Consider the following 25642-nt stretch of genomic DNA (forward strand, 5'->3'; position numbering starts at 1 on the left):
TGGTGATGCTCAAGGTTTACGGCGATTACAACTCGGGCAACTGTTACAAGGTCAAGTTGATGCTGCATTTGCTGGGCCTTGAGTATCAGTGGCACTCGGTCGACATTCTCAAAGGGGAAGCGCAAACGCCAGCGTTTCTGGCTAAAAATCCGAACGGCAAAGTGCCGGTGCTGGAGCTGGAAGACGGCACATGCCTGTGGGAATCCAATGCGATTCTTAACTTTCTGGCCGATGGCAGCGACTTTTTACCAACCGAGCCGCGTCTACGCACGCAGGTGTTGCAGTGGCAGTTTTTCGAGCAGTACAGCCATGAGCCCTACATTGCGGTCGCGCGGTTTATCGAGTTTTACCTCGGCTTGCCGCCGGAGCGTCTTGAGGAATATCGCAAGCTGCAGACGCGCGGTTACAAGGCGCTGGACGTGATGGAGCAGCAGCTGGGTCGCACGCCGTATCTGGTGGGCGAGCATTACTCCATCGCCGACGTGACGCTGTATGCGTACACCCATGTGGCGCATCAGGGTGGTTTTGATTTGAGTGCTTATCCGGGCATTCAAGGCTGGCTGCAGCGGGTGGCCAGTCATCCTCGTCATATCGCCATGCTCGCTTGAGCATGGCGTGACGGTTAAAAAAACCGCCTTCTTCGCAATCAAGCGCAGCGGCGGTTTTTTACGTTTTGACGACCCCAGTCCTCAGTCACTGTCATCCAGCAAATTATTGAGTGCATGGGCGCGCAGTTCATTGACCTTGCCCACGCTTTTCTCGGGTGAAGAACGCACGATGTCACGCGGGTCGTTGATCAGCACGTGGCCATTGCTGTCGATAAGGAACTGCAGGTCCTCAATGTGCACGCTGTGGCTTCTCAATGTGTTGATGATTGCCTTGCAGTCATTGACCACATTTTCGTTGAACCATGCCTTGGTGGGCAGGGAGGTGCGGTTCTGCACGATGTCTTCGGAATCGATGGCGTTATGAATGAAGTCCTTCGACACGCCCACCGTGTTGCCGTATTTGACCAGCGCATGGGCGTCCACCACAGGGAAACCCAGCGCTTTCAAGCGTTTGGTGGTGGCCAGCTCTTTAGCGGCATAGTCCTGGGCAGGGATACTCCCAGTGGTACCCGGGCGGAACAGGCAAATGCACTGGCGAGGGTCTTGCCGGGAATGGAACACATCTTTCTGGCTGCCGCTGCCCAGCTTTTGTCCCAGCTCTGTAATGTGCTTGAACTCACCGGGTGTGTCGCAGGGTGCGTCAGACGTGGCAGAGGGGTGTTTTTGAGTTACAGCCGAACTTGAAATGAACATGTTGCCACTCGCTCTATGTGCTGATGCGGTTATCAGTTCTGGAGTGAGTGGTCTTGGCGCCAGAGAGGTTCCGCTTGTGCAGGACTAAAACGCTGGCAGCGGGTTAGACGTTGCCAAACCGCTGGTTCAGGTAGTCAATGATCACCTTGGAGTCGTACATCCAGGTGGTCTTGCCGTCTTCTTCGATGCGCAGGCAAGGCACTTTGATCTTGCCGCCTTGCTCCAGCAGGGTCTGACGATCCTGCTCATTATTCTTGGCATCACGCAGTGCCACAGGCACATTCAAACGACGCAAATTTCGACGGGTTTTTACACAAAACGGGCAGGCATGAAACTGGTACAGCGTCAGGTCTTTGGCGGCCTTATCGACCACCGCCTGAGCAGCTGCGCTGCGTTGTTTTTTGTTGGGGCGAGTCATGAAATCGCCCGCGATGATCAACTGACCCAGGCCTACGCGAAGCGCTTTGATAATCACAGTAAAAGCCTCATTGGCGTTTAATAAAGCGCGAAGCTTACCTGAAATTGGCAGGCGAAAAAAAACCGGCGATGAACGCCGGTTTTCTTTGGCACGCCGCGTTACTTGATCAGGCTGAGAAACTCAGTGCGCGTGGCCGCATTGTCGCGGAACTCGCCCAGCATCACCGAAGTGATCATCGACGAGTTTTGCTTCTCGACACCGCGCATCATCATGCACATATGCTTGGCCTCAATCACTACGGCAACACCCAGGGCGCCGGTTACCTGCATGACGGCGTCGGCGATCTGGCGGCTCAGGTTTTCCTGAATTTGCAGGCGACGGGCATACATGTCGACGATGCGCGCGACTTTTGACAAGCCCAGCACTTTGCCGCTTGGAATGTACGCGACGTGAGCCTTGCCGATAAACGGCAACAAGTGGTGCTCGCACAGCGAGTAAAGCTCGATGTCCTTGACCAGTACCATTTCGCTGTTGTCAGAGCTGAACAAGGCACCGTTGGTGACTTCATCAAGCGTCTGCTCGTAGCCGCGGCACAGGTACTGCATGGCCTTGGCGGCACGCTTGGGTGTGTCCAGCAAGCCTTCTCGGGTGACGTCTTCACCAAGCTGGCCCAGAATGGCGGTGTAGTTTTGTTCCAATGTCACAGGGCTATATTCCATGCGGGTTTCATAGTGGCACTTCGTCGGGTCGTACCAATGTTGTACCAATCATGCTGTGTTCGAGTGTCCCGAGCTCGCTCCAGTCAGGGCTGGAATCAAACCATTGAGCGTCAGTTGATAGCAACCCCTGCACGCTGTGGCCAAGCTGATTGGTGATAAACGCAGGGTTCATGCCTGCCATGGGGCACATGGTAGCGTAGGTGCACCTCCCGTTGCATGAGCGACGTGCGATGAAATTCGTATTTGGCACGGTTCGCGCAAAAGCGCGTCCGCCTAATCACTCAGAAATGCCTTTAACGCAAAGAGACATTAACTGACAGCATTGGGGTGTTGCGCCCCCCCTTGAATGGTTCTTTTTGTACCGGTTGAGTCGCTAAAGGACTACGGCGCGTACGCGGTATTGGGAACGGTGGGCGCAGATCACCTCTGCGGGCAAGCCCTTTGTCGCGACACGACGTTATTCGTCGCGGCCCTCCATCATGGTGCGTTTAAGCATGACGTATACCGCTCCGGCGCCACCGTGTTTGGCCTGGCAGGAGCAGAATCCCAGTACCTGTGAGTGCTGTCGCAGCCACGTGTTGACGTGGCTTTTGATCATGGGGCGTTTGCCGTCCAGGCGCACGGCTTTGCCATGCGTCACACGTACGCAACGTACTTCGAGGCGGGTGGCTTCGCTGAGAAACTCCCACAGGGTTTCCCGGGCCTTCTCAACGGTCATGCCGTGCAGGTCAAGGCTGCCCTCAAAGCTGATCTGGCCAAGTTTAAGTTTGCGCATCTGGCTTTCTTGCACGCCGTCACGCGCCCAGCTCAACTGATCTTCAGGGCCTACATCAATGACAAACTGGTCAGACAAGCCGTCGATAATGGTTTCATTGCTGCGCACGATAGCGTTTTGCCGCAGTTTGGCCAGTTGCGCACGGTCAGCTTTAGGTTTTCCAGTGTCAGCCCGATCATGTTTGATCGGTTTAACACCGCGAATTTCATTTTTAAAAAGAGAAAAGTCGTCGTCTTGCATGTCAGCCTCCGCGAAGGTCGGACAGTTTACCCAAGTCGACGGCTATCGTGCGCTGGATGTGCCTCAGTCGCGTTTTTTCATCAGGTGCGCAGCCATGTTAAGGCCCATGGGTTGGCGCATCTGACGGCGACAACGGCGCCATAGCCAGACACCCAGCCAACTGATTAACAAGCCGATGACGAGAACGATAGCAGCACCTGCGGGGCTGGCGTTGAGGTCGCCCAACGCCGCCGGTTGGCCAATCAGGCTGCTGGCGCCCACTACGAGCAAAAGTACGCCGCAGAGGGTGAGCAGAGCTGCGAAGGTCAGAACCAGTCGCGAGCGCCAGTTACTGTGTGCTTTGGGACGCAAGCGCCGCGCATCAAAACCATCGGCGATCTTCATTCCGATATTTCCTTAAAGGGTATCGGCCCTTCGACAGGAACATAGGCAGGTTGTTCCGGAAGATGTTCAGAAATGAAGGCTAAACGTGTAGCAGCGTGGATTTACCGATAGGCGGCGCAAGAGTCCGCCTAACAGGGGGGGGCGATCAGATAAGGTTTTGAGTCAGTGCCAACGTCGCGAAGTTGTCATTCATGATGGCCATTTCGGTTCTCTGCACGTCGGCGGCGGGGATGAAGCCGTCACGTGTGGGCAAGTCGCGGGTGGCGCATGCATCTTCGACCAGCGTGCAGCGAAAACCATAGTCCTTGGCGGCGCGCACCGTGGTGCTGACGCTGGAGTGGCTCATGAAGCCGCAGACGATCAAGTCCAGCGGGCCGGCGTTTTCCAGCGCATCTTTCAGACCTGTGTCGTTGAAAGCATTGGGCATGCGCTTTTCAATGATGACTTCATCGTCCGTGGCCTCCAGGCCTTTGATGAACTCGCCGCGTTCGCCATGAGGGTCGAACAGGCCGCCAACGGTGCCCAGATGGCGTACGTGGATTACCGGGCGCTTGGCCCTGCGGGCTGCTTCGAGGAGCGCGGCGATGTTGGCGGTGGCGGCCTCCATCCCCGACAGGGCCAAAGGCCCGCTGAGGTATTCTTTCTGCGCATCGATGATCAGCAGGCTGGCATTACTCAGGCTGGCTGCGGCATAACCACGCCCGGTAAGTTGAAACATCGTCTTTAAAGCGGACATTCAGGGGCTCCTTTGGGTAGGGCTTTTGCGACATTCTCCACTGACCGAGCGTTTATGTGAATGACTAGTCGTGTAAGGCACGTAGTTGTTGGCCTACAGCGATGTCAAGTGTGAGCACATCAGTACAAAAATTTGCAAAACCGAACGAACCGCGCCTTCAGGCCTGGTTTTAGCGTCAGTGTCTGGGGGCAAACCCCCGCTGGGCACAACTTTGGCTGTGTAGAGGTTTGGCTGTTAGAATCGCCGGTCGATTTTTAGGAGTAAGACCATTGATCACTTCCCGCCTGCGCACATTGCGCGACCATATTCGCTGGGCCGTTAGCCACTTTCATGGGGAAGAGCTGTTCTTTGGTCATGGCACCGACAATGCTTGGGACGAAGCCCGTCAATTGGTGCTGGGTGCGTTGAACCTGCCCTGGGAAATTGCGGACAGCTACCTTGATTGCCGCCTTGAGGACGATGAGCTGGTCAATGTGCAGCATTTGCTCAAGCGCCGAATCGAAGAGCGTGTGCCAACCGCTTATTTGTTGGGTGAAGCCTGGTTCTGCGGCATGTCGTTTATCGTTGATGAGCGCGTGTTGATCCCGCGTTCGCCGATTGGTGAGCTGATTGAAAAACGTTTTGAGCCCTGGTTGGCCAGTGAACCTGCGCGCATCCTCGATTTGTGCACCGGCTCGGGCTGTATCGGCATCGCGTGCGCCTACGAATTCCAGAACGCCGAAGTGGTGCTGGCCGATCTGTCGTATGAAGCCCTGGAAGTCGCCAATCAAAACATTGAACGCCATGGTGTGGATGAGCGCGTTTATACCGTTCAGGGCGATGGCTTCGATGGCCTGCCGGGTCAGCGTTTTGACCTGATCGTGTCAAACCCGCCCTATGTCGATGCTGAAGACTTTGCCGATATGCCGGCGGAATATCAGCATGAGCCTGAATTGGGTCTGGCGTGCGGCGATGACGGGCTGAACCTGGTGCGCCGAATGTTGGCCGAAGCCGCTGATCACTTGACCGAAAAAGGCTTGTTGATTGTTGAGGTGGGCAACAGTCAGGTTCACGTTGAAGCCCTTTACCCGGAAGTTGATTTTGCCTGGTTGGACTTTGAACGTGGCGGTCACGGCGTGTTTATGCTGACCGCGCAGCAATGCCGGGAACATCAAGCGCTGTTTGCTTCGCGCGTTTAAGAAGGGCCTGTAGCTGCTGACGAGGAACGAAGGCTGCTCGTCAGCGGCTATAGTTTTTTGCTTGTGCAATGCGCACCTAACGGTGCGTCGCAATCCAGATCAGCAGGGCGGCCTGAAACACCGCAAAGGCCACCAGGCAGGTGATGGTGAAGCGTAAGCCGATGTCTTCTCGCTGGAACTTGCTGATCCTGTCTTCTTTGGTCCGCAATTTTACTTCTTGCTCCTGCAATGTCTGTTCGGCTTGCTGGAGCATCTGCGCGGCTTCAAGAATTTCCACTAGCTGCAATTTTTCACTGTTCCAGGTGGAGTAGAGGTCACTGACTTCTACGGCCTTTATGTGGGCTTTGAGATGCAGGGCATCTTCGTACACCACGTCAAAGCCTTGGGTGCGCAAGCTATGGTCGCGCCGCTGTCGAGTGTCTTCGCTCAAGGCATCCCGGCTCGGCAAGCTCATTTTTTCAAATGTGTAGCGCGAATATTTTTTCTGCGCCCACAGGATGGCCTGCGCCATCAGGAAGCGTCCGATACCTCGGTTCAGAGGTTCAATTTGCAAGCCGCTCTCGGGGGTGATGCTCACTTGTCGGGTGGCATGGTCCAGCCAGACGTCGAGATGGTTCTGTTCTTTGCGCACTTTCTGGTTGGGCAGCAGGATGCTCAAGCGCAAGAGGCTGAAGTCTTTGTTGTGGCGTTCGGTGTACCCGAACTGGACAAAACGCAACGGCCGAGCGCCCGTGCTGCGATCCGTTGGCAGAGGTGCCAGGCGCAGCATTTTGAAATGCTCGGGTTGCACGTCCGCCCAAGGGCGTGTGGTCGCCTCGGGCGGTGCCGGCTCTTCAGTGCCCGCGTGTGGTGTTGGGGTGTCGCTCATAACGGCAGAATCCTGTGCAAGCCCGGTATGTCGGGCAAGCAAAGGCCGCCGACACCGGCTTATCGGCCGTTATGCGCAGGACTGGAGGGTTTGCCTGCATTCACTTTAGTGATGAAGCGCACAGTTCGATCGCCCAATTCCCCCGCGAGTCGCTGATTGGGGTCGTTGTAGGACTGAACCTGACGCTTCATGTCCATCGGGACAATACGCATCACGTGGTTCATGCCATTGATCAACGTCAGGACGGCATCGGGTTTGGCTGCCTTGAGCAAGCGCGCATCTTTGACGTCGACCTGAATGTCGTGAGTGCCCTGAATAATCAGTGCCGGCATTTTCAATGCCGCAAAAGCGGTGGCCGGGTTGTAGTGCAGCAGGCTGATCATGTACGGCTGCACGCTGGGTCGGAACACGGCTTCGAGGTCTTTGGGCACGTTATCGTCGGTATGGCCGGCTTCCAGTGAGCTGATCAGTTCAAAGCTGCGTTTGAGCAAGGCGGGGGGCAAATGATTACGTTGCAGTTGCTCACGCAATAACGCGCCGACCGGGCGCCCTGTACCCGCAATCGAGATCACACCGGCGGCCCCAATGCGCGGGGCCGCGAGGCTGGCAATCAGGGCACCTTCGCTGTGGCCCAATACGAATACCTTGCCGAAGCGCGGGTCTGCCTTGAGCTTCTCGCCCCAGGCCACGGCATCGTCAACGTATTTGTCCACGCTCAGTTGCCGCTCATCCGGGGTTGCGGGCTGGCTTTGGGCAATCCCGCGCTTGTCAAAACGCACGCTGGCGATATTGCTTTGGGCCAGACGCCATGCCAGTTTTTTCAAGGCATCGTTGCGCCCGCCAATCGGGTTGTTGCCATCACGGTCAGTTGGGCCGGAGCCCGCCAGTATCAGCACGACAGGCACTGGCTTGTCGCTTTTTGGAAGCACCAGTGAGCCGTAAAGTGTGCCGGAGCCAGTGTCCAGTTCAATAGGGCGCAGCAGAACATTAGAGGAAGTGGCCGCCAGGGCCTGAGTGCAGAACAGGGTCAGCGCTAAAAAGAATATTCGCAGCATCGTTACGCCATCATTGTCTAATGTGCCGGTTCTACAAACCCGGATGAGTAAGGTTGGAGGATGAACTAGTAGGGCAGCCTGCGTATACTGGCGCGCATAGTAAACGAGGTTGAATCTAATCAACTGTTTTTCGCGGAGCTCCCTGCATGTCCGGCAATACCTACGGCAAGCTGTTCACTGTCACCACCGCAGGCGAAAGCCATGGCCCGGCGTTGGTCGCCATTGTTGATGGCTGCCCGCCCGGGCTTGAGCTGTCCCTTGAAGACTTGCAGCGCGATCTTGACCGCCGCAAGCCCGGCACCAGCCGTCACACCACGCAGCGTCAGGAGCCGGACGAAGTCGAGATCCTTTCCGGTGTGTTCGAAGGGCGCACCACGGGCTGTGCCATTGGCCTGCTGATTCGCAACACTGACCAGAAGTCCAAAGACTATTCGGCGATCAAAGATCTGTTTCGCCCCGCCCATGCCGATTACACCTACCACCATAAATACGGTGAGCGTGATTATCGCGGTGGCGGGCGCAGTTCTGCACGTGAAACTGCGATGCGGGTTGCTGCGGGTGCGATCGCCAAGAAGTATCTGGCGACCCAGGGCATTGTAATCCGGGGCTATATGAGCCAGCTGGGCCCGATTGAAATCCCGTTCAAGACCTGGGATTCGGTCGAGCAAAACGCCTTTTTCAGCCCTGACCCGGACAAAGTGCCAGAGCTTGAGGCTTATATGGATCAACTTCGTCGCGATCAGGACTCGGTGGGTGCCAAAATCACGGTGGTGGCCGAAGGTGTCATTCCTGGGTTGGGTGAGCCGATTTTTGATCGTCTGGACGCTGAACTGGCCCATGCCTTGATGAGCATCAATGCGGTCAAGGGCATTGAAATAGGCGCAGGTTTCGCCAGCGTTGCCCAGCGCGGCACCGAGCACCGCGACGAGCTGACGCCTGAGGGTTTTGCGAGCAACAATGCGGGCGGCATTTTGGGCGGTATTTCGTCCGGTCAGCCGATTGTTGCGCACCTCGCGTTGAAGCCCACCTCCAGCATCACCACGCCGGGGCGCTCGATAGATGTTCATGGCAACCCGGTCGACGTGATCACCAAAGGTCGCCATGACCCCTGTGTCGGCATTCGCGCCACACCCATTGCCGAAGCCATGATGGCCATTGTGCTGATGGACCATCTGCTGCGCCACCGTGGGCAAAATGCCGATGTGCGTGTGAGCACGCCTGTGCTGGGTCAGTTGTAATGCCGGGGTGTGTGGGTGCCGTGGTCTGACGACCGTGGCACCACTTCCTTACTGGCGGTTGTCAGGTTTCTATCTTTTCTACTTCGCCTTGCTGGGTGCTACCGCGCCGTACCTGGCGCTGTACTTCCACCATCTCGGTTTCTCGAGCGCCAGAATAGGCGAGTTGGTGGCCATCCCGATGTTGATGCGCTGTGTGGCGCCTAATCTTTGGGGCTGGCTAGGCGACTATACGGGGCGACGCTTGCTGATTGTTCGGCTCGGTGCACTGTGCACCTTGCTCAGTTTCAGCCTGATCTTTGTCAGCAAGAGCTATGCGTGGCTGGCATTGGTCATGGCCCTGCATGCGTTTTTTTGGCATGCGGTGCTGCCGCAGTTCGAAGTCATCACCTTCGCCCATTTGCGCCAGCAGCCCGAGCGCTATAGTCAGATCCGGCTGTGGGGCTCGATTGGTTTCATTCTGGCCGTGGTGATTCTGGGGCGCCTGTTTGAGTGGCTGGATCTGGATATTTATCCTGCTGCTGTGCTCGCCATAATGGCAGGCATTGTGCTGTGCAGCCTGTGGGTTCCCGGAGCGCGGCCGTCCAGCCAGGGGCGCAATGTGCTGGTCGGCGGTTTTATACAGCAGTTGCGTAGACCCGGCGTGCTGGCGTTTTTTGCTTGTGTCGCATTGATGCAGATGAGCCACGGGCCGTATTACACCTTTCTGACCCTGCACCTTGAAGACTTGGGCTACAGCCGGGGTGTGATTGGCCTGCTGTGGGCGTTGGGTGTGGTGGCAGAAGTCCTGATGTTTATGGCCATGCGGCGTATCTTGCTGGCATTTTCGGTGCGCAGAGTGCTTATGGTCAGCTTTTTACTGGCCGCCCTGCGATGGCTGATGCTGGGCTCGTTTGCCGAATACCTGTGGGTATTGTTGCTGGCTCAACTGCTGCATGCGGCCACTTTTGGCAGTTTTCACGCGTGTGCCATGGCCTTCGTTCAACGCAGTTTCGCCCCCGGCCAACAAGGTCAGGGGCAAGCGCTATACGCCACATTGGCGGGCATCGGGGGCGCCGTGGGTGCGCTTTATGCCGGTTACAGCTGGAACACACTCGGCCCGACTATCACCTTTAGTATGGCAAGCGCCGCAGCACTGGCCGCAGCCGTTATCATCGCAACTCGACTGCAAGAGGACAGGCCATGAGCCTTACCCGTGAACACCTGAGCCTGGAAATCATAGAAGCCGGGCGCTTTTTATACGGTCGTGGCTGGTCGCCTGCCACCAGTAGTAACTATTCGACCCGACTGTCGGCCACCGAGGCATTATTGACGGTCTCAGGTAAACATAAAGGCCAGTTGGGCCTGAATGATGTACTGGCTACCGATTTGTCGGGTAATAGCCTTGAGCCAGGCAAACAACCTTCTGCCGAGACCTTGCTTCATACACAGCTTTACCGCTGGCGGCCTGAAATTGGTGCGGTGTTGCACACGCATTCGGTCAATGCGACCGTGCTGTCGCGGCTTACGCCCGGTAACAGCCTTGAATTTGAAGACTACGAGCTGCAAAAAGCCTTCAACGGGGTATCAACCCACGCGTCGAAAGTGCAGGTGCCTATTTTTGACAATGATCAGGACATCGAGCGTTTGGCTGCCAACGTTCAGCCGTGGCTTGAGGCTCACCCTGACTGCGTGGGCTACTTGATCCGTGGACACGGCCTGTACACATGGGGGGCGCGAATGAGCGATGCACTGCGTCAGATCGAGGCCTTCGAGTTCTTGTTTGAATGTGAGCTCAAAACCCGTGCCGTACTTAACCGTTAACGCTGACTTCACCGTGAAGAAGCTCACTGCCTGAATTCAATGGTTTGCCTGAACGGCCTGCAAAAGCCGAAAGCGCACACTTATGCCGAGGAACCGTATCCATGAGCAGCCTGTCCGTTTATCACACCTCCAGCCCCGAACTCCCGAACAAGGTGTTGACGCACCTTGAAGACATCCAGTCCACCCTGGCCGAGCAGGGTGTGCGCTTTGATCGTTGGCAAGCCGCAGCGCCGATCCAGCCGGGTGCGACTCAGGAAGAAGTGATCAGTGCTTATCGTCAACAGATTGATCAGTTAATGACTGAGCGCGGCTATATCACCGTGGACGTCATCAGTCTGAACAGCGACCACCCGCAGAAAGCTGAATTGCGCGCCAAGTTTCTGGATGAGCATCGTCATGCCGAAGACGAAGTGCGATTTTTCGTTGCCGGGCGAGGGTTGTTCACGTTGCACATTGGCGATTATGTCTATGCAGTGCTGTGCGAGAAAAACGACCTGATCTCAGTGCCAGCCGGCACACCTCACTGGTTTGATATGGGCGAACATCCCCATTTCGTGGCTATCCGCCTGTTCAATAACCCTGAAGGCTGGGTCGCGAACTTTACGGGTGAAGACATCGCCAGCCGCTTTCCCCGTCTCGAAGATTAAGGAACCTCTATGCCGATCAAGGCCATCCTCACTGATATTGAAGGCACGACCAGCGCCGTCAGCTTCGTTTTTGACGTGTTGTTCCCTTATGCGGCCAAGCATATGCCCGATTTTGTTCGGGCTCACGCTGAAGAGCCAGAAGTGGCCATGCAGTTGGGTGCAGTGCGACTGGACAGCGGCGAACCCGAAGCAGATATCGAGCGGGTCATCGAGCTTCTCGGCGAATGGATTGCCGAGGACCGCAAGGCTACGCCGCTCAAGGCTTTGCAAGGCATGGTCTGGAAGCAAGGCTACGAGGCGGGCGAGTTGAAGGGTCATGTTTACCCGGATGCGGTGAACGCCCTCAAGCGCTGGCATGAGAAGGGGTATGAACTGTATGTGTACTCGTCAGGTTCGATTCAAGCGCAGAAGTTGATATTCGGCTGCTCCGATGCGGGCGATCTCTCGACTCTGTTCAGTGGCTATTTTGACACCACGTCAGGTCCCAAGCGTGAACCACAGTCCTACCGGCATATCACCGAAGCCATCGGCTGCCCGGCCGGGAAAATCCTGTTTCTTTCAGATATCGTCCTAGAGCTGGATGCGGCTCAAGCGGCGGGTATGCAAACCTGTGGACTGGCTCGCGATGGTGGAGAATTGCAAGGTCACAAGACCGTCAGCAGTTTTGCCGATATTGACGTGACCCACCTTTAACTCGGGGCACCCTGCAACACAGTAAAAAGCCAGCAACTGCTGGCTTTTGTTTGTGCGCGATTCTCGTTGCCATTACGCGGAATGGTACGAAGGCAAGGCAAATCGATGCTGGCTTTGCAGCATCGAAATGGTCGGTAATTCGCTGGCGTTACCTGCAAGGTCACGGCGGATGGCGCTGATCACCCAAGTCAATTGCTCGGCGGTGTGCAATTGAGCATAAGAAATAGAGCGCTGGGTCTGTTTGCCATCGCTGTCACACAGTGTCAGCAATACGCCACCATCCGGGCGAGGCTTAACGGTGACTTTGTGATTCGAGAACAGGGAAGTGAATTTTTCTTGGATCAGACTCATGTCTTCATCTCCATTAGCGCGTGGAAGGCTTGTATGAAGTAAGAGTTGCAGGGACTGTGCCAGTCGAATAATTAAATAAAAGCGTTATAAATCAATTGGTTATTAAATATCTGCAATTACGCTCTCGTGCATTTTGCATGAGTGCTAAAAGTTCACCCTGCAATTTGCCCAGTCGTGATCACTCATTCAGGAAAAATCTGTGCGGATGGGTACGCTTATTGATCATTGCTATCAATGCCGTACACATAAAGGGGGTGACAGGCGGGGGGAGTGTCAGGAAACTAGGCTTTTTTGTAGCGAACACGGAGCCTCATATGTCAGATAACAAGCCAGCAGATCAAAATCGGCAAATGACCCCAGAAGAAGCCGCAGACTTCGCCGAACAGGTCTTTAACAAAGCCCGTGAAGGCGATGCAGCCATGCTCGCAGCGTTGTTGAGCAAAGGCTTGCCACCCAATCTGCGTAACCACAAAGGCGATACCTTGCTGATGTTGGCGAGTTATCACGGGCATATTGAAGCCGTGAAAGTGTTGCTTGAGCATAAAGCCGACCCTGAAATTCGCAATGACAACGGCCAAAGCCCGATTCAGGGCGCTGCATTCAAAGGTGATCTGGCGATGGTGCAGACCTTGGTCGAGGGCGGCGCCCAAGTCGAAGGTGCTTCATTTGACGGCCGCACAGCATTGATGATGGCGGCCATGTTCAACCGTGCGGCCATCATTGATTTCCTGATCAGTAAAGGCGCCGACCCAAAAGCCAAAGACTCCAGCGGTACGACTGCGCTGGATGCGGCAAGGACCATGGGCGCTGTGGATACCACTGAACAGCTGGAAAAACTGCTGGGCTGATGGCATGTGCTCGGGGGGCGCATTTGATATATCCTGCGCGCCCTCTTTTTCCCTGTGACAGGTTTGCCCATGAAAACTGCTCTCGTCGAACTCATCAGTAAAATCAGCTCTGGGTGCCTGAGCGACGACGACATAGCCAAAATCGCTGATGAAGCGGCTCAGGCCTACGCTGACCCTGCTGCCTTTCTAGCTGCTAATCCAGATATCAACTACGACGATACGTTCCCCATCTCACTGGGGGAGTGGGTTGTGATGGGCAGCTTGCCTGAAACGGTCTTGTTCCAGGCCGATACCTATATGCAATTGTTTGAGCAAATCGTGGCGTCGTTTGGCCCGGATGTGACGTTCAACATCAAACCTAAACAACTGGCCAAGACCGAAGCGCTGACGGCACTGAACCGGATTCAGATCCAGATGGGCAGCATGTCCGCGGATAAAGGCGGGTATGTGCTGATGAATGTGAGTCAACCGCTGGATGACGAGCTTCAGGTCGTGCTGGTCTACGGTGAAGACGTGCCACGTGTGCTGCAACTGTGTGAGGCCGTCGGGATTAGCGCTGCCCCATCATTGGAAGCCCTTAAAATCGCAGTTCACGTTTGATCCAGTACGGGCTGTAATAAAAAACGGAACCCTGGCCACAGCTGACTATCCTAAGTAGACAAGTACTCACTCGGGAGCATCATCATGGGTTCTACGTTTAACGGTCTGATTGGTCTCATCATTCTGGCGCTGGATATTTGGGCCATCATCAATGTGATCAAAAGCGGTGCCGGAACGGGGGCGAAAATTCTCTGGATCTTGCTGATCATCCTGTTGCCAGTATTGGGGCTGATTATTTGGGCCATCGCCGGGCCAAGGGGTAATGTGCGGATTTGAACCATCAATCCAGCGGTTCACGCCCCGCTTAAGGTGGAGAACCGCTGAGTCAGTCAACGTCAAGGTTCGACCTGTCAGGTTCCTCGACGTAGAATGCGCGCCTTTCTTGGGCAGTTAAGTCAGTGAATTGCGAAGGCGATTCACGGCTTGACTGCCGATCATGGGCGGGTGACCGTCCGTTGCCATCAGCATTCAAGGGACTACCCATGACTGAAACACCAAAAACCGACTATCTAGAAACCCTTTATGAAGGCTATGGCCAGCGTTTTCGCATGGACAAATTGCTGCATGAAGTGCGTACCGAGCACCAGCATCTGGTGATTTTTGAAAACCCGGTCATGGGCCGGGTGATGGCGCTGGACGGTGTTATCCAGACCACCGAAGCCGATGAGTTCATTTACCACGAAATGCTCACCCATGTGCCTATCCTGGCGCACGGTGCAGTCAAGCGCGTCTTGATCATTGGCGGTGGCGATGGCGGCATGTTGCGTGAAGTGACCAAGCACCGTGGCATTGAACATATCACCATGGTCGAGATCGATGGCACCGTGGTGGATATGTGCAAAGAGTTTCTGCCTAACCACTCCAAAGGTGCTTACGACGATCCGCGCCTGAACCTGGTGATCGATGACGGCATGCGTTTTGTCGCCACGACTGAAGAAAAATTCGATGTCATCATTTCAGATTCCACTGATCCGATCGGGCCGGGTGAAGTGCTCTTTTCCGAAAACTTTTACCAGGCTTGTCATCGTTGCCTGAATGATGGCGGTGTACTGGTAACGCAAAACGGTACCCCGTTCATGCAATTGAACGAAGTGAAGACCACGGCCGGGCGTATGAACAGTCTCTTCGCAGACTGGCATTTCTATCAGGCCGCTGTGCCGACTTACATCGGCGGCGCGATGACATTTGCGTGGGGGGCTACCAACAAGTCCTACCGCAAATTGCCCCTTGAGACCCTGCGCCAGCGTTTCGCCGGAAGCGGCATCGTGACCCGCTACTACAATCCCGAGATCCATATCGGCGCATTTGCCCTACCGCAATATGTGTTGCAGGCTATTAACAAACCAAGTAACGATTAACAGACGGTTTGAGCTGACGCGCCTGCTCCCCCAATATCTGCACGGTGCTTGAGGGGGTGGGTAGGCCTGTCGCATAAAGTCTTTCTCAGCGCGTCCTTATGTTTCAAGATGTTCTCTTGTACGAAATTTTCACGGAAGGTTTAGGACAATTCGCGCGCAAAATGTCGGCATCCGAGTGAATCCGCTCCCCTCATAGGGGCATTGCGATACCTCTTATTTGAAAATTTTGCTTAATAAAGAGCATTGACCTCAGTGGAATACCATTGACGGTCATGCCGCATTTGCTCTGCCCACGTGATCTACCGGTTGCCTCCAATCGTAGAGAAATCACAGGGCAGGGCGCTGCATAATAAAAGCCACTCAATCTGAACCAATGGGTCCTTAACAACATGGCAATCCCGGACGCCCCAAAACAACAGCATGCGACTACGCGTGTGTTGCAACCGACCGTCAAATCGCATCTGGCGTTTACGCTGCTCTGTGCCTTGATCATGATGGTGATGTTCACCCTGCTGCGGGTGGCCTTGCTGGTTTATAACCGAGAAATGATGCTCGATACCCCGGCTTCGACTTTTCTGGAGGCGTTCGCAAACGGTTTGCGATTTGACCTGAGAATCGTGGTCTATCTCAGCATCCCGTCTGTGTTGGCATTCCTCAGCGTCAAAGCCATGGCTTGCCGGGGCGTACTGCGCTTCTGGCTGACAGCCGCTTCCAGTCTGGCGCTGTTTTTGGGCCTGATGGAAATGGACTTCTATCGGGAATTCCATCAGCGTCTTAACGGTCTGGTTTTCCAGTATGTGAAGGAAGACCCGAAAACCGTTATGAGCATGCTCTGGTACGGCTTCCCGGTGGTTCGCTATCTGTTGGCATGGGCGGTGGGTACAGTCATTTTGTATTTTGCCTTCCGCAGTGCAGATCGCCTGACGCGTCCACGCGCTGTAGCGGGTGTCTCGAGTCAAGCGCCAAGCGTAGCCCCATGGTATGGCCGTACTGCCGTGTTCGTTGTGCTGCTGCTGGTGTGCGTGGTCGCTGCACGCGGTACGCTGCGCCAGGGTCCGCCGCTGCGTTGGGGTGATGCCTACACAACAGACTCCAACTTCGCCAACCAGTTGGGGCTCAATGGTTCCCTATCATTGATTACAGCGGCAAAAAGCCGTTTCTCGGATGATCGCACCAATGTCTGGAAGCCTACGTTGGACGATTCGGTCGCGCAGCAGACCGTGCGCGATATGTTGCTGACCGAGAACGATAAGCTGGTTGATCCGGATACGGCACCCGTGCGCCGCGATACCACTCCGCCTGCGGAAAAAACGTTGCCGATCAAAAACGTTGTCGTGATTTTGATGGAAAGCTTCGCTGGCCATTCGGTAGGTGCTTTGGGCCGTCCTGGCAATGTCACACCTTACTTTGACCAATTAGCCAAAGAAGGTCTGCTGTTCGAACGCTTCTTCTCCAACGGTACGCATACCCACCAAGGCATGTTTGCGACCATGGCGTGCTTCCCGAACTTGCCAGGCTTTGAATACCTGATGCAAACCCCGGAAGGCAGCCACAAGCTGTCCGGTCTGCCGGAGTTGTTGAGCGCTCGTCAGTTTGATGACGTTTATGTCTATAACGGCGATTTTGCATGGGACAACCAGTCAGGTTTCTTCAGCAATCAGGGTATGACGACCTTTGTGGGGCGTAATGATTTTGTTAACCCTGTGTTCTCGGATCCGACGTGGGGTGTGTCTGATCAGGACATGTTCAACCGTGGTCTGGAAGAACTGAAAAAACGTGAAGGCAAGGCGCCTTTCTATGCCTTGCTGCAAACCTTGTCCAATCACACGCCGTATGCGTTGCCGACACCGCTGCCAGTGGAACCTGTGACTGATCGCGGTTCGCTGAACGAGCATTTAACGGCGATGCGTTATTCGGATTGGGCCTTGGGTCAGTTCTTTGAAAAAGCGCGTAAAGAGCCCTATTTCAAGGAAACACTCTTTGTAGTGGTCGGCGATCACGGTTTCGGTAACGAACAGCAAATTTCCGAAATGGACTTAGGCCGTTTCAACGTTCCCTTGTTGCTGATCGGGCCGGGCATTCAGGAGAAGTTTGGCGCGCGCAACGATACGGTAGGTACTCAGGTCGATATTGTGCCGACCATCATGGGTCGTCTGGGCGGTGAGTTCCGTCAGCAGTGCTGGGGTCGTGACTTACTGACCTTGCCGGAAGGTGACAAAGGGAGAGGTATCATCAAGCCGTCGGGCAGTGATCAGACGGTGGCAATCCTCAGTGATGACCACATCTTGGTCCAGCCGAAGGATATGCCCGGTAAAGTGTGGCAGTACACCCTGGGCGCCAACCCTGAAGCTAAAGTAGTGGCTGGCTCGCCAGAGGAAGCCGAACTCAAGCAGAAGCTCGAGTCTTTCTTGCAAACGGCGACCAAAAGCTTGCTGGATAACACTGCAGGTGTAGAAGATCCGAAGTAAGCAATCATGCTGTAAGTCATAAAAAAAGAGGCCGTTAGGCCTCTTTTTTTATTGCGCGGGGGTTTAAGACGCCAGCGCTATATTTTGCCAAGTAACAGCAATACCAGCAGCACAACCAATACAACGCCGATAATGCCTGATGGCCCATATCCCCAGCTTTTTGAGTGCGGGAACACGGGCAGGCCACCGATTAACAGCAAAATCAGGATGATGAGAAGGATTGTGGTCATGATTATTTCCTTGTTGATGTGTTCCGCCAAGGTCTCGCTTGTTGAGCACCGCTTGAAGAACATGAGTTGGGCTGTGCTTATAAAGTCCGACTGTTGCTGATGCCGGATAATTCAAATTTATTTAACGTCGCCCTAAAAGATTTCAACATTGATCCGGGCGTGGGCCGCGAGTAGGGTTGCGCGCTGCACTATGGGAGAGGCTTCACATGCTTAACTACATTTGGTTTTTTTTGGCGGCCGTATTTGAAATTGCGGGTTGTTACGGTTTTTGGATGTGGCTGCGTCAGGGCAAGAGCGCGTGGTGGGTGGTTCCGGCGATTTTCAGTCTGGCTGTATTTGCCGTGCTCCTGACCAAAGTAGAAGCTGTTTATGCAGGTCGGGCTTATGCAGCCTATGGCGGAATTTACATTGTGACGTCCATTGCCTGGCTCGCCGTTGTTGAGCGTATCCGCCCATTAAGCTCTGACTGGATAGGGCTCGGCCTGTGTGTTGCAGGCGCAACCATTATTTTGTTGGGCCCGCGTTTTACCTCGGCCTAGGGTATTTAGCGGATGAAGAGCTGTTTGATGATTTTTAAGTAGGTGGCTTCTTTAATTGCTGTAGGAAGGATTTCCTACGAGCGTAGGTGTTGGATGAATTGCCCTGTAGGGATTGAAGCACTGTTTTACGGCGTGCAGTCTTGATGGCCTGTCACCTCTTGAGATGAAAGCCATGCGGATACTGACTAGCACCATCGGCGAAGTGATTTCACTGGGGCAAGACATGACCGTGCGTATTATTTCTACTAACGGTCAGCAGGTCAGGTTAGCAATCGAGGTGCCCAGGCATATCGGGGTTCACCGATCAGAAATTTACGATCGATTAAAAGACGAACTGGCGGCAAAGCAGTTGAACAAGCCATCGAGCGAGTCTTAATCAAAGAACTCTTTGGGTACTGCGTGCTTGGGCACCAATTGGCATTGCTGACTTTCAAGGTCAAAGAAAATCACTGCCTGCCCCTTGCTGAGTGCATGGCGCACGCGTAGCACGCGGGTTTCATGGGGCGTGTCATCACCATTGTCTGTGCCGTCGCGACTTACGAAATCTTCGATCAGGCGAGTGAGGGTGTCAGGTTCAAGCTGGTCGTAAGGAATAAGCATGGGTGGGACTCTCGTAATCAGTGCGCCAGATGCTACTGGCCGCAGGCGTGTGCGGCCAGTCTTAATGCTCTGCATGGCGCTGATTCGTTGGATGTACGGTGTTATCTGAGGTAAATACCTTGGCCGGGCAGAAGGTTGCGATTGTGCGGTTCAGTGAAGTGGTGCGCCGGCCCTTTTGGGATGATACCCGTGGGGTTGATCATGCGGTGGCTGGCGTAGTAATGACCTTTGATGTGGGAGAAATTTACTGTCGCAGCAACACCAGGCCATTGGTAAATCTCGCGTAACCAGTTGGACAAGTGCGGGTAATCGGTTATTCGACGTTCATTGCATTTGAAGTGGCTGTAGTACACGGCATCGAAACGAATCAGTGTCGTGAACAGTCGTATATCAGCCTCGGTCAAATATTGGCCTGCTAGATAACGATTGTCTTGGAGGTGAGCTTCCAGATCATCCAGTTCGCGGAACACATCGTCGAAGGCGAGCTCATAAGCCGATTGCGAGGTGGCAAATCCCGCACGATAAACGCCGTTGTTCAGTGCCGGGTAAATACGCTCATTCCAGCGGTCGATCTCTGTCTTCAGCAATGGCGGGTACAGGTCCTGCGTGTTACCCGTCAAACCGTCAAATGCGGTGTTGAACATGCGAATGATGTCGGCCGACTCGTTGCTGACAATGCACTGTTGCTGCGTATCCCAAAGCACGGGTACGGTGACGCGACCCGTATAATCAGGCGTATCCCGGGTGTAGCGCTGGTACAGAAAACTGAAGTCGTCCAGCTTGTCTCCGCTAGAGCCAAAGGCCTTGTCGAACGTCCAGCCGTTTTCCAGCATCAACCAGCTAACCACCGAAACGTCAATCAACGACTCAAGCCCTTTGAGCTGGCGGGTAATCAGCGTGCGATGAGCCCAAGGACATGCGAGGGAGACATACAAATGGTAACGGCCCCCTTGCGCCGCAAACCCGCCAGTCCCGGTTGGGCCTGGCGAGCCATCGGGCGTTACCCAGTTGCGGCGTTGCGCCTGCTCTCGCTGAAAAGCACCGTCTTTGCTGCTTTCGTACCACTGATCGTGCCAGCGCCCATCGATTAACAAGCCCATAAGAAACTCCGTAGCATTTTTCGTTGGAACTCAGTCTAGTAGGCTGAGTTCGAACAAAAAGCGCAAAACATGGGCATTACTCATCAGTTAAATCGATTTGTTGCGATTGTCCCAGTAGCTCTTGGCTAATTCGAAGGCCTGTTCACGCGGCGTTCCCAGCCCGCGCAAGGCAAGCGCCATGGTTGAAAGCAAGGCCAGTTGGGGATAGCTGTCCTCCACGTCACCTCGCCATACTGCTTTTAAGTGGGCGGGGTCCAGCGTGGCCGGTTTCACATGACGCTGCGCGGACAGTGCAGGCCATTCTTCGTCCCAGCTAACACCTGCCGTGGTGCCGTACAGATGGCTGTTGGCATCCGGGTTGATTTCAATTTCTCCGCCGTCACCCTTGACCACAATGCTGGTATCGCCCAGCAGGCCGCTGGCTTCACGGTGTACGCTTTGATAACCCGGATGGAAGATACTTTGCAGGCCACATCGAGCCTTTAAGGGATTGAGAATGCGCGCCAAAGAGTGAATCGGAGAGCGCAAGCCCAAGGTATTACGCAGATCAATCATGCGCTGCAACTGCGGTGCCCAGTCCTGCAACGGGATAAACGCCAAATTGTCTGTATTCAGTGTTTCTTGCACGCTTTGCCAGTTACGGCACAGCGGAATAGCCAGCTCATTGAGCAGTTGCTCGCTATACAGCCGACCCGCGGTATGAGGGCCGCCACCGTGCATCACAATACGCACGCCATTTTGGGCCAGACACTTAGCCGCTAATAGATACCAGGGTAAATGGCGTTTTTTACCGGCATACGTGGGCCAGTCAATGTCGACCTGGATAGCGGGTGCTGTCAGACGCTCGCGCACGGCTTCGGTAAAGCCGGCTAATTCCTCCGGGCTTTCTTCTTTATGCCGCAATAGCATCAGGAACGCGCCCAGTTGTGTGTCTTCAGCTTTTTCATCCAGCAGCATGCCCATCGCCTGACGAGCCTCTTCGCGGGTCAAATTGCGGGCGCCGCGTTTGCCTTTGCCCAAAATGCGTACAAATTGTGCGAAGGGGTGTTCGGGTGGCGTTTCAAGAGCCAGTGCAGTGGGGGTAATCATAAGCAATTGGTCGGCTTCGGCAGGCCCGCCAGCTTGGCGGCGAGTTTGGCGGGGGTGCCATTAAACAGGCGATTTAGGTACAGGCTGTTGCCTTTTTCAGTGCCCAGTTTGAGGGCGGTGTATTTGATCAGTGGGCGTGTGGCAGGCGACAGCTCAAATTGCTGATAGAACTCACGCAACAGCTCAAGAATTTCCCAGTGCTCGCGGCTCAAATCAATACCTGACTGCTCGGCCAGCGCTTGGGCAACCTCGGCAGACCAGTCGTTGAGATCGACCAGATAGCCGTCTTTATCCAGCTCAATGGTTTTGTCGTTGACGATGAGTGCATTCATAGCCATGTGTTGACCTTGTCATACTGAATCGACAGTTGGACGAAGCCGGGGTAATCGACAGCGGTAACCCACTGAGGGCATTCCAGACTGCGTGCTACAAGGTCTTCTTCGAGGACAAAGAGCGTCTGTGTAGCAAAATTTTCTTCAAGCAGCTGGCGTACATTGCTGTCGGGCTGCAGGCCATAGACCGCATCACCACACAGCAGCAACGCGTCCCCAGTGCCCAGAATACGTAAGCAGCTGGCCAGACGCGTATCAGAAAAGGGGGAGTGGCTCAGAACGTGTAGGGTCGACATTAGAGGGTGATCACTTGGTCGTAGCGGTCAATAAGAGTGCGTGTTTCTTCTGGCGACAGTAGCTGAACATCGTCGACTACGAACGAAGTGGCTGAGAGGCCGCGCTCGGTCAGGCTGTAGCCGCATACAAAAAGATCATCCACGCCAAACATCGACAGGGCTTGCAGATTAGCCGTTATGTTTTTTTGCTGAAGGGCGGCGGCTTTCTGCTCAGGCATCAGCTGAAATACGCCGTCATCCATAAACATCAGGCCGATGGGCAAATCGAACGCGCCGCCAGCTAGCACAATGTCCAATGCCTCTTTAGCGCCAGGGCCAGACCAAGGCGCCTGACGACTGATCACCAGTAATGATTTAGGCATATCAAGGCCCTCCAAAACAGATCAGCCGATCAGCCGACTGAATAGCATCGTGCAACTGGCCGAGCCCAGACAACTCCCAGGGTGCATGCAGGTTGATCGCCGGGCGTTGGTAGCGGGCTGCTTCTTCTTCATTCAACACCCCGCGGCGCAAAGCAGCTGCAATGCACACCACACCGTCCAGCTGGTTGCTGCTGACGAACGCAGCCCATTGTTGTGCGAGGTCAAGTTCATCCTGCGGCGTCACACAATTGCTTGAAGCGCTATGCACGCCGTCTTGATAAAAAAATAACCGAACAATCTCGTGCCCACCCGCCAACGCTGCCTCTGCAAAGCGCAGGGCTCGGCGAGAAGAGGGCGCATGGGCTGCCGAATAAAGGGCAATGGCAAATTTCATGGGAAGACTCTGTCAGCAAATCTTCGGCAATGATAAAGCCAGATGTCTAAAGATGCTTGCTACAGACAACAAAAAGCCCGCCGAAGCGGGCTTTCATCTAGCGGCGTTACTCAGTCATCGCGGCTCATGATGCCAAAAATTTGCAGCAGACTGATGAACAGGTTGTAGATAGACACATACAGGCTGATCGTTGCCATGATGTAGTTGCGCTCGCCGCCCTGGATGATGGCGCTGGTCTGGAACAAAATGCAGACCGAAGAAAACAGAACGAAACCGGCGCTGATAGCCAATTGCAGGCCGCTGATCTGGAAGAAGAAGCTTGCCAATGTGGCGCCCAGAAGCACAAAGAACCCGGCAGTGATAAAACCACCCAGAAAGCTCATGTCTTTACGAGTGATCAGCACGTAGGCAGACAGGCCGCCAAACACCAGCGCGGTCATGGCGAAAGCGGAGCTGACGACTTCAGCGCCACCCTGCATGCCCAGATAACGGTTGAGGATCGGGCCTAGCAGAAAACCCATGAAACCGGTCAAAGCAAAGGCGGATACAAGGCCCCAAGCCGAATTACGCAGCTTGTTGGTCAAAAAGAACAGCCCGTAAAAACCGATGAGCACTACGAAAATATTGGGATAGCCGACCCTCATCTGTTGAGAGACATAAGCCATCACACCACTGAAAGCGAGGGTCAGAGCCAATAGACCATAAGTGTTGCGCAGGACACGGCTGACCTCTAGCTGCTCGGCCTGCACGCTGTTATTAACCGCGTAATCCTGTTCGCGCATGGCGAAACTCCTGTGTTTGGAAATGTTAAGTAGCAAAGATCATAGCAGAGGCTCTGAAACAAGGGATCAAGAGAGTTTGACAACGTGTTTCATTCAGGTATTATGGCGCCCGCAACGACAGCAGTATCCGGGAAATTGGCAGAGTGGTTGAATGCACCGGTCTTGAAAACCGGCGTACGTTAATAGCGTACCCAGGGTTCTTATCCAAGGCTAGCTTCTGTTGCACCTTTGCAAAGCGTTTTATCGGAACATCGGGGAATTGGCAGAGTGGTTGAATGCACCGGTCTTGAAAACCGGCGAACGTTAATAGCGTTCCCAGGGTTCGAATCCCTGGTTCCCCGCCGAGAATCAGTAAAATCAAGGGTTTAGGTGTTACCTAAGCCCTTTTTTTTCGCCTGCAAGAAAGTAGTTTTTGATTCCTTAGTCGGGTTTCCGTCGCCTCTTTGGCAAGGCGCAGCATTCTGGTTGCTACTTGTAGCGCCTTATGCGGGGATTCGCGTTGTCGTAGCACCTTCAGGTTTGTCATCTTCCATATCTACTCATCCCTCTAAAACGTATCGTCCCGAGATGCGTATCTAAGGTGCCAGTTAGCATGTCTGCGGGAGCGAGCAGCGATGGCAAATTCTTGGCAGGCGTGTGGCATCGCCGCGCTACTGCTTGATAAATAAAAAGTGATATCGACCGGATTGCGATGACGGTACAGGCGCTTGTCACGGGGGCGAGATGCCTTGTGGTTTTTTGCGTGATGGAAACTACACGTGCATTCCTTGGAGTGGGGCTTGTTCGAAAATGGCATCGCTAACGTTGTCTTTTTCGGAAGATCGGTGATCTGCCGTCATGCCTCCGGGAGCGTTGGGAGCCTGTTTGCAATCCGCGGGGGAACTTGGGGGGGCAAATGACGTGAAGTCGCTGCCATACGCATCCACGACCAGATGTATCTTGGTGTTGGAGGATTCGCTGTGTAGAGACCGGTACATCCTTTACACATCTAACCGGGTACATCGTTTACACATTTACAGGCTTGAGACGCGTTTTGCACCGCGCTCAAGCCTGCCCAAAGGGTAGCTGCAAAGGTACAGATCCCACACATCATCAGCTACTTCCTTCAAAGCTACTTGCTCGCCTATCAGGGCTTCGCCCAAGAATATGTGCGAGCCTTTCCATTTGATCTCTCCGTTGCTTCGTACTCGTCTTACATCCACATCTTCTCCGTACTCCACCGCAGGTACGTAGCCCGGGTAAATCCTTGCCGATGAGCTGTACACTTCGGCGGGTACTTTCATGTCCAAAGCAGTGTGGGGCCTGTAGTAGTTGAAGTCGTGCACGAACTCTTCAAAGAGCAACTGTTGTCGTAGCAGGTTATCGGCCGCAGGCTTGAGTACAGCGGCTTTTAAGGTGCGGTGCATGCGTTCGTGCCGACCGTTTTGATCCGGGCGCCCAGGCTTGATCGTTTCCGGATAAATGCCGAGCCTGATAAACCATACCGACAGGCTCGATAGCCTCGCCAAGCCAGTTGAGGCGAACGGCGAGCCATTGTCGGTTCGTATAACATCAGGTATCCCATACTCCCTGAACGCCCACTCAAAGCCTTGCCGCGTGGGCTCGCCGTGAGTGCCGAGAAGACCTCTGCAAAGCAGTAGATAGCGGCTGGCGTGGTCTGTAATGGTCAGGGGGTAGCACCAACGATCGTCCTTGGTTCTGAACTGACCTTTGAAATCGGCGCACCAGGTTTGGTTGGGTTCATTGGCCTCGCGTAACTTGGCCGAGCTATGAGGGCGGGGATGAGCGCGCTTACGAGGCGATACGAGTCCAGCTTTCTTCAGCCATAACCCCGCGGTACTTGCAGCAGGCCAGACAATCTCAGGCTCTGCATTTCGCAAGCGCTGGATCAGCTGTTTCGGGCCGCGATCCAGGTGCTCGTTTTTCTTTTCGAGCAGTCTGCTGATGATCTCGTCACTCGTCTGGTGCGGGCAGTGGTACGGCTTGCGGGACAGCTCTTTGAGGCCATCAGAGCCTCGATCTGCATACCGGTTTAGCCATTTATCAACCGTGGGACGGCTGATGCCATGACGGCGACTCAACTGGCTTTTGCTGTAGTTACCGCTAAGCCAGTCGCTGATTAATTTAACTCGCTGATCCATTAGGGACTCTCGTTTCCAGGGCATGGTCAGTACCTCCTGACCATGATTAATACCTGTAAACGATGTGCCCGGTCTTAAACGTAAACGATGTACTCGGTTT

33 protein-coding genes, 1 tRNA gene and 1 pseudogene are annotated in these 25642 nt (G+C 54.6%); 15 read left to right on the forward strand and 20 right to left on the reverse strand.

Annotated features, from left to right (window positions below; all coding sequences use genetic code 11):
• Positions 1-5 precede the first annotated feature (5 nt).
• Positions 6-608 (forward strand): glutathione S-transferase family protein, encoded by a 603-nt coding sequence (locus ACI7MX_RS07215; protein WP_405588114.1) that lies wholly within the window; start codon positions 6-8, stop codon positions 606-608.
• A gap of 81 nt (positions 609-689) precedes the next feature.
• Here ACI7MX_RS07215 and hopBF1 read toward each other — a convergent pair whose 3' ends face one another.
• The 7 genes and pseudogenes from hopBF1 to ACI7MX_RS07250 all read right to left on the reverse strand — a co-directional run bounded on the left by hopBF1 (position 690) and on the right by ACI7MX_RS07250 (position 4573).
• The gene (gene hopBF1 / locus ACI7MX_RS07220; protein ID WP_405588117.1) at positions 690-1301 is read right to left on the reverse strand and encodes a T3SS effector protein kinase HopBF1; all 612 of its coding nucleotides are present in this window, start codon (positions 1299-1301) and stop codon (positions 690-692) included.
• A gap of 103 nt (positions 1302-1404) precedes the next feature.
• Positions 1405-1776 (reverse strand): glutathione S-transferase N-terminal domain-containing protein, encoded by a 372-nt coding sequence (locus ACI7MX_RS07225; protein WP_405588120.1) that lies wholly within the window; start codon positions 1774-1776, stop codon positions 1405-1407.
• Between the two features lie 101 nt (positions 1777-1877).
• The gene (folE, locus tag ACI7MX_RS07230; protein WP_314481979.1) at positions 1878-2423 is read right to left on the reverse strand and encodes a GTP cyclohydrolase I FolE; all 546 of its coding nucleotides are present in this window, start codon (positions 2421-2423) and stop codon (positions 1878-1880) included.
• Positions 2424-2445: 22 nt separating this feature from the next.
• Positions 2446-2664: pseudogene (locus ACI7MX_RS07235) on the reverse strand (site-specific integrase); the annotation flags it as partial.
• A 231-nt stretch (positions 2665-2895) separates the two neighbouring features.
• A complete protein-coding gene (locus ACI7MX_RS07240; RefSeq protein ID WP_059762984.1) occupies positions 2896-3453 on the reverse strand; it encodes a Smr/MutS family protein in 558 nt (185 codons plus the stop codon).
• A 63-nt stretch (positions 3454-3516) separates the two neighbouring features.
• Positions 3517-3837, reverse strand: coding sequence for a hypothetical protein (locus ACI7MX_RS07245; protein ID WP_314481700.1), 321 nt, complete (start codon positions 3835-3837; stop codon positions 3517-3519).
• Between the two features lie 145 nt (positions 3838-3982).
• A complete protein-coding gene (locus ACI7MX_RS07250; RefSeq protein ID WP_314481702.1) occupies positions 3983-4573 on the reverse strand; it encodes a cysteine hydrolase family protein in 591 nt (196 codons plus the stop codon).
• A 269-nt stretch (positions 4574-4842) separates the two neighbouring features.
• Between ACI7MX_RS07250 and prmB the strand changes: the two genes are divergently transcribed.
• Positions 4843-5751: a 50S ribosomal protein L3 N(5)-glutamine methyltransferase gene (gene prmB / locus ACI7MX_RS07255; RefSeq protein ID WP_314481704.1), complete on the forward strand. Its 909-nt coding sequence runs from the start codon at positions 4843-4845 to the stop codon at positions 5749-5751.
• Between the two features lie 76 nt (positions 5752-5827).
• On the opposite strand, the gene ACI7MX_RS07260 is transcribed toward prmB, so the two are convergent.
• The gene (locus tag ACI7MX_RS07260; protein WP_314481706.1) at positions 5828-6619 is read right to left on the reverse strand and encodes a hypothetical protein; all 792 of its coding nucleotides are present in this window, start codon (positions 6617-6619) and stop codon (positions 5828-5830) included.
• Between the two features lie 59 nt (positions 6620-6678).
• Complete coding sequence (locus ACI7MX_RS07265; protein ID WP_405588126.1) at positions 6679-7674, reverse strand: alpha/beta hydrolase; 996 nt, start codon at positions 7672-7674, stop codon at positions 6679-6681.
• 146 nt (positions 7675-7820) lie between these two features.
• On the opposite strand from ACI7MX_RS07265, the gene aroC reads away from it, so the two are divergent.
• The 5 genes from aroC to mtnC all read left to right on the forward strand — a co-directional run bounded on the left by aroC (position 7821) and on the right by mtnC (position 12052).
• Complete coding sequence (gene aroC, locus ACI7MX_RS07270) at positions 7821-8912, forward strand: chorismate synthase (RefSeq protein WP_314481713.1); 1092 nt, start codon at positions 7821-7823, stop codon at positions 8910-8912.
• A gap of 34 nt (positions 8913-8946) precedes the next feature.
• Positions 8947-10095 (forward strand): MFS transporter, encoded by a 1149-nt coding sequence (locus ACI7MX_RS07275; protein WP_405588130.1) that lies wholly within the window; start codon positions 8947-8949, stop codon positions 10093-10095.
• Positions 10092-10712, forward strand: a complete 621-nt coding sequence (locus ACI7MX_RS07280) for a methylthioribulose 1-phosphate dehydratase (RefSeq protein ID WP_314481719.1) — start codon at positions 10092-10094, stop codon at positions 10710-10712. Before ACI7MX_RS07275 ends, ACI7MX_RS07280 begins: the two co-directional genes overlap by 4 nt.
• Before the next feature lie 101 nt (positions 10713-10813).
• Positions 10814-11359, forward strand: a complete 546-nt coding sequence (locus tag ACI7MX_RS07285) for an acireductone dioxygenase (protein ID WP_314481722.1) — start codon at positions 10814-10816, stop codon at positions 11357-11359.
• A 9-nt stretch (positions 11360-11368) separates the two neighbouring features.
• A complete protein-coding gene (gene mtnC, locus ACI7MX_RS07290) occupies positions 11369-12052 on the forward strand; it encodes an acireductone synthase (protein WP_405588134.1) in 684 nt (227 codons plus the stop codon).
• A 72-nt stretch (positions 12053-12124) separates the two neighbouring features.
• Here the strand turns inward: mtnC and ACI7MX_RS07295 are convergent, their stop codons facing one another.
• Positions 12125-12403, reverse strand: a complete 279-nt coding sequence (locus tag ACI7MX_RS07295) for a DUF3509 domain-containing protein (protein WP_314481728.1) — start codon at positions 12401-12403, stop codon at positions 12125-12127.
• Positions 12404-12717: 314 nt separating this feature from the next.
• Here ACI7MX_RS07295 and ACI7MX_RS07300 point away from each other — a divergent pair, with 314 nt between their 5' ends.
• From ACI7MX_RS07300 to ACI7MX_RS07320, 5 genes are all read left to right on the forward strand, one after another.
• Positions 12718-13251, forward strand: a complete 534-nt coding sequence (locus ACI7MX_RS07300; protein WP_405588137.1) for an ankyrin repeat domain-containing protein — start codon at positions 12718-12720, stop codon at positions 13249-13251.
• A 69-nt stretch (positions 13252-13320) separates the two neighbouring features.
• The gene (locus ACI7MX_RS07305; RefSeq protein ID WP_314481733.1) at positions 13321-13851 is read left to right on the forward strand and encodes a hypothetical protein; all 531 of its coding nucleotides are present in this window, start codon (positions 13321-13323) and stop codon (positions 13849-13851) included.
• A gap of 84 nt (positions 13852-13935) precedes the next feature.
• A complete protein-coding gene (locus ACI7MX_RS07310) occupies positions 13936-14127 on the forward strand; it encodes a PLDc N-terminal domain-containing protein (protein ID WP_122782940.1) in 192 nt (63 codons plus the stop codon).
• Between the two features lie 206 nt (positions 14128-14333).
• Positions 14334-15209: a polyamine aminopropyltransferase gene (gene speE, locus ACI7MX_RS07315; RefSeq protein ID WP_314481735.1), complete on the forward strand. Its 876-nt coding sequence runs from the start codon at positions 14334-14336 to the stop codon at positions 15207-15209.
• 389 nt (positions 15210-15598) lie between these two features.
• Positions 15599-17677 (forward strand): LTA synthase family protein, encoded by a 2079-nt coding sequence (locus ACI7MX_RS07320; RefSeq protein ID WP_405588142.1) that lies wholly within the window; start codon positions 15599-15601, stop codon positions 17675-17677.
• Between the two features lie 77 nt (positions 17678-17754).
• Here ACI7MX_RS07320 and ACI7MX_RS07325 read toward each other — a convergent pair whose 3' ends face one another.
• On the reverse strand, positions 17755-17913 hold the full coding sequence (locus ACI7MX_RS07325; protein WP_314481981.1) for a DUF3309 family protein: 159 nt from the start codon (positions 17911-17913) through the stop codon (positions 17755-17757).
• Positions 17914-18113: 200 nt separating this feature from the next.
• Here ACI7MX_RS07325 and ACI7MX_RS07330 point away from each other — a divergent pair, with 200 nt between their 5' ends.
• Both ACI7MX_RS07330 and ACI7MX_RS07335 read left to right on the forward strand, forming a co-directional pair.
• Positions 18114-18446, forward strand: coding sequence for a YnfA family protein (locus ACI7MX_RS07330; RefSeq protein ID WP_314481740.1), 333 nt, complete (start codon positions 18114-18116; stop codon positions 18444-18446).
• 172 nt (positions 18447-18618) lie between these two features.
• Positions 18619-18822: a carbon storage regulator gene (locus tag ACI7MX_RS07335; protein ID WP_314481743.1), complete on the forward strand. Its 204-nt coding sequence runs from the start codon at positions 18619-18621 to the stop codon at positions 18820-18822.
• On the opposite strand, the gene ACI7MX_RS07340 is transcribed toward ACI7MX_RS07335, so the two are convergent.
• From ACI7MX_RS07340 to ACI7MX_RS07375, 8 genes are all read right to left on the reverse strand, one after another.
• On the reverse strand, positions 18819-19046 hold the full coding sequence (locus tag ACI7MX_RS07340) for a YheU family protein (RefSeq protein ID WP_314481746.1): 228 nt from the start codon (positions 19044-19046) through the stop codon (positions 18819-18821). The genes ACI7MX_RS07335 and ACI7MX_RS07340 overlap by 4 nt on opposite strands.
• A gap of 101 nt (positions 19047-19147) precedes the next feature.
• On the reverse strand, positions 19148-20146 hold the full coding sequence (locus ACI7MX_RS07345) for a glutathione S-transferase family protein (protein WP_405588147.1): 999 nt from the start codon (positions 20144-20146) through the stop codon (positions 19148-19150).
• Positions 20147-20233: 87 nt separating this feature from the next.
• A complete protein-coding gene (locus tag ACI7MX_RS07350; RefSeq protein WP_314481752.1) occupies positions 20234-21235 on the reverse strand; it encodes a glycosyl transferase family protein in 1002 nt (333 codons plus the stop codon).
• Positions 21232-21567, reverse strand: a complete 336-nt coding sequence (locus ACI7MX_RS07355; protein WP_405588418.1) for a TusE/DsrC/DsvC family sulfur relay protein — start codon at positions 21565-21567, stop codon at positions 21232-21234. Before ACI7MX_RS07355 ends, ACI7MX_RS07350 begins: the two co-directional genes overlap by 4 nt.
• On the reverse strand, positions 21564-21863 hold the full coding sequence (gene tusB, locus ACI7MX_RS07360) for a sulfurtransferase complex subunit TusB (protein ID WP_314481755.1): 300 nt from the start codon (positions 21861-21863) through the stop codon (positions 21564-21566). Before tusB ends, ACI7MX_RS07355 begins: the two co-directional genes overlap by 4 nt.
• Positions 21863-22225 (reverse strand): sulfurtransferase complex subunit TusC, encoded by a 363-nt coding sequence (tusC, locus tag ACI7MX_RS07365; RefSeq protein ID WP_314481758.1) that lies wholly within the window; start codon positions 22223-22225, stop codon positions 21863-21865. Before tusC ends, tusB begins: the two co-directional genes overlap by 1 nt.
• Before the next feature lies 1 nt (position 22226).
• Positions 22227-22619 carry a sulfurtransferase complex subunit TusD gene (gene tusD / locus ACI7MX_RS07370; RefSeq protein ID WP_314481761.1) on the reverse strand — a complete coding sequence of 131 codons (393 nt, stop codon included), beginning with the start codon at positions 22617-22619 and terminating at the stop codon, positions 22227-22229.
• A gap of 110 nt (positions 22620-22729) precedes the next feature.
• Positions 22730-23401: a Bax inhibitor-1/YccA family protein gene (locus ACI7MX_RS07375; RefSeq protein ID WP_314481764.1), complete on the reverse strand. Its 672-nt coding sequence runs from the start codon at positions 23399-23401 to the stop codon at positions 22730-22732.
• A 253-nt stretch (positions 23402-23654) separates the two neighbouring features.
• On the opposite strand from ACI7MX_RS07375, the gene ACI7MX_RS07380 reads away from it, so the two are divergent.
• Positions 23655-23742, forward strand: a tRNA-Ser gene (locus ACI7MX_RS07380).
• Between the two features lie 672 nt (positions 23743-24414).
• Here ACI7MX_RS07380 and ACI7MX_RS07385 read toward each other — a convergent pair.
• Complete coding sequence (locus ACI7MX_RS07385) at positions 24415-25566, reverse strand: integrase core domain-containing protein (protein ID WP_178114888.1); 1152 nt, start codon at positions 25564-25566, stop codon at positions 24415-24417.
• Between the last annotated feature and the right edge of the window lie 76 nt (positions 25567-25642).

It is taken from the genome of Pseudomonas sp. 2024-210 (assembly GCF_045062345.1).
Lineage (GTDB): Bacteria > Pseudomonadota > Gammaproteobacteria > Pseudomonadales > Pseudomonadaceae > Aquipseudomonas.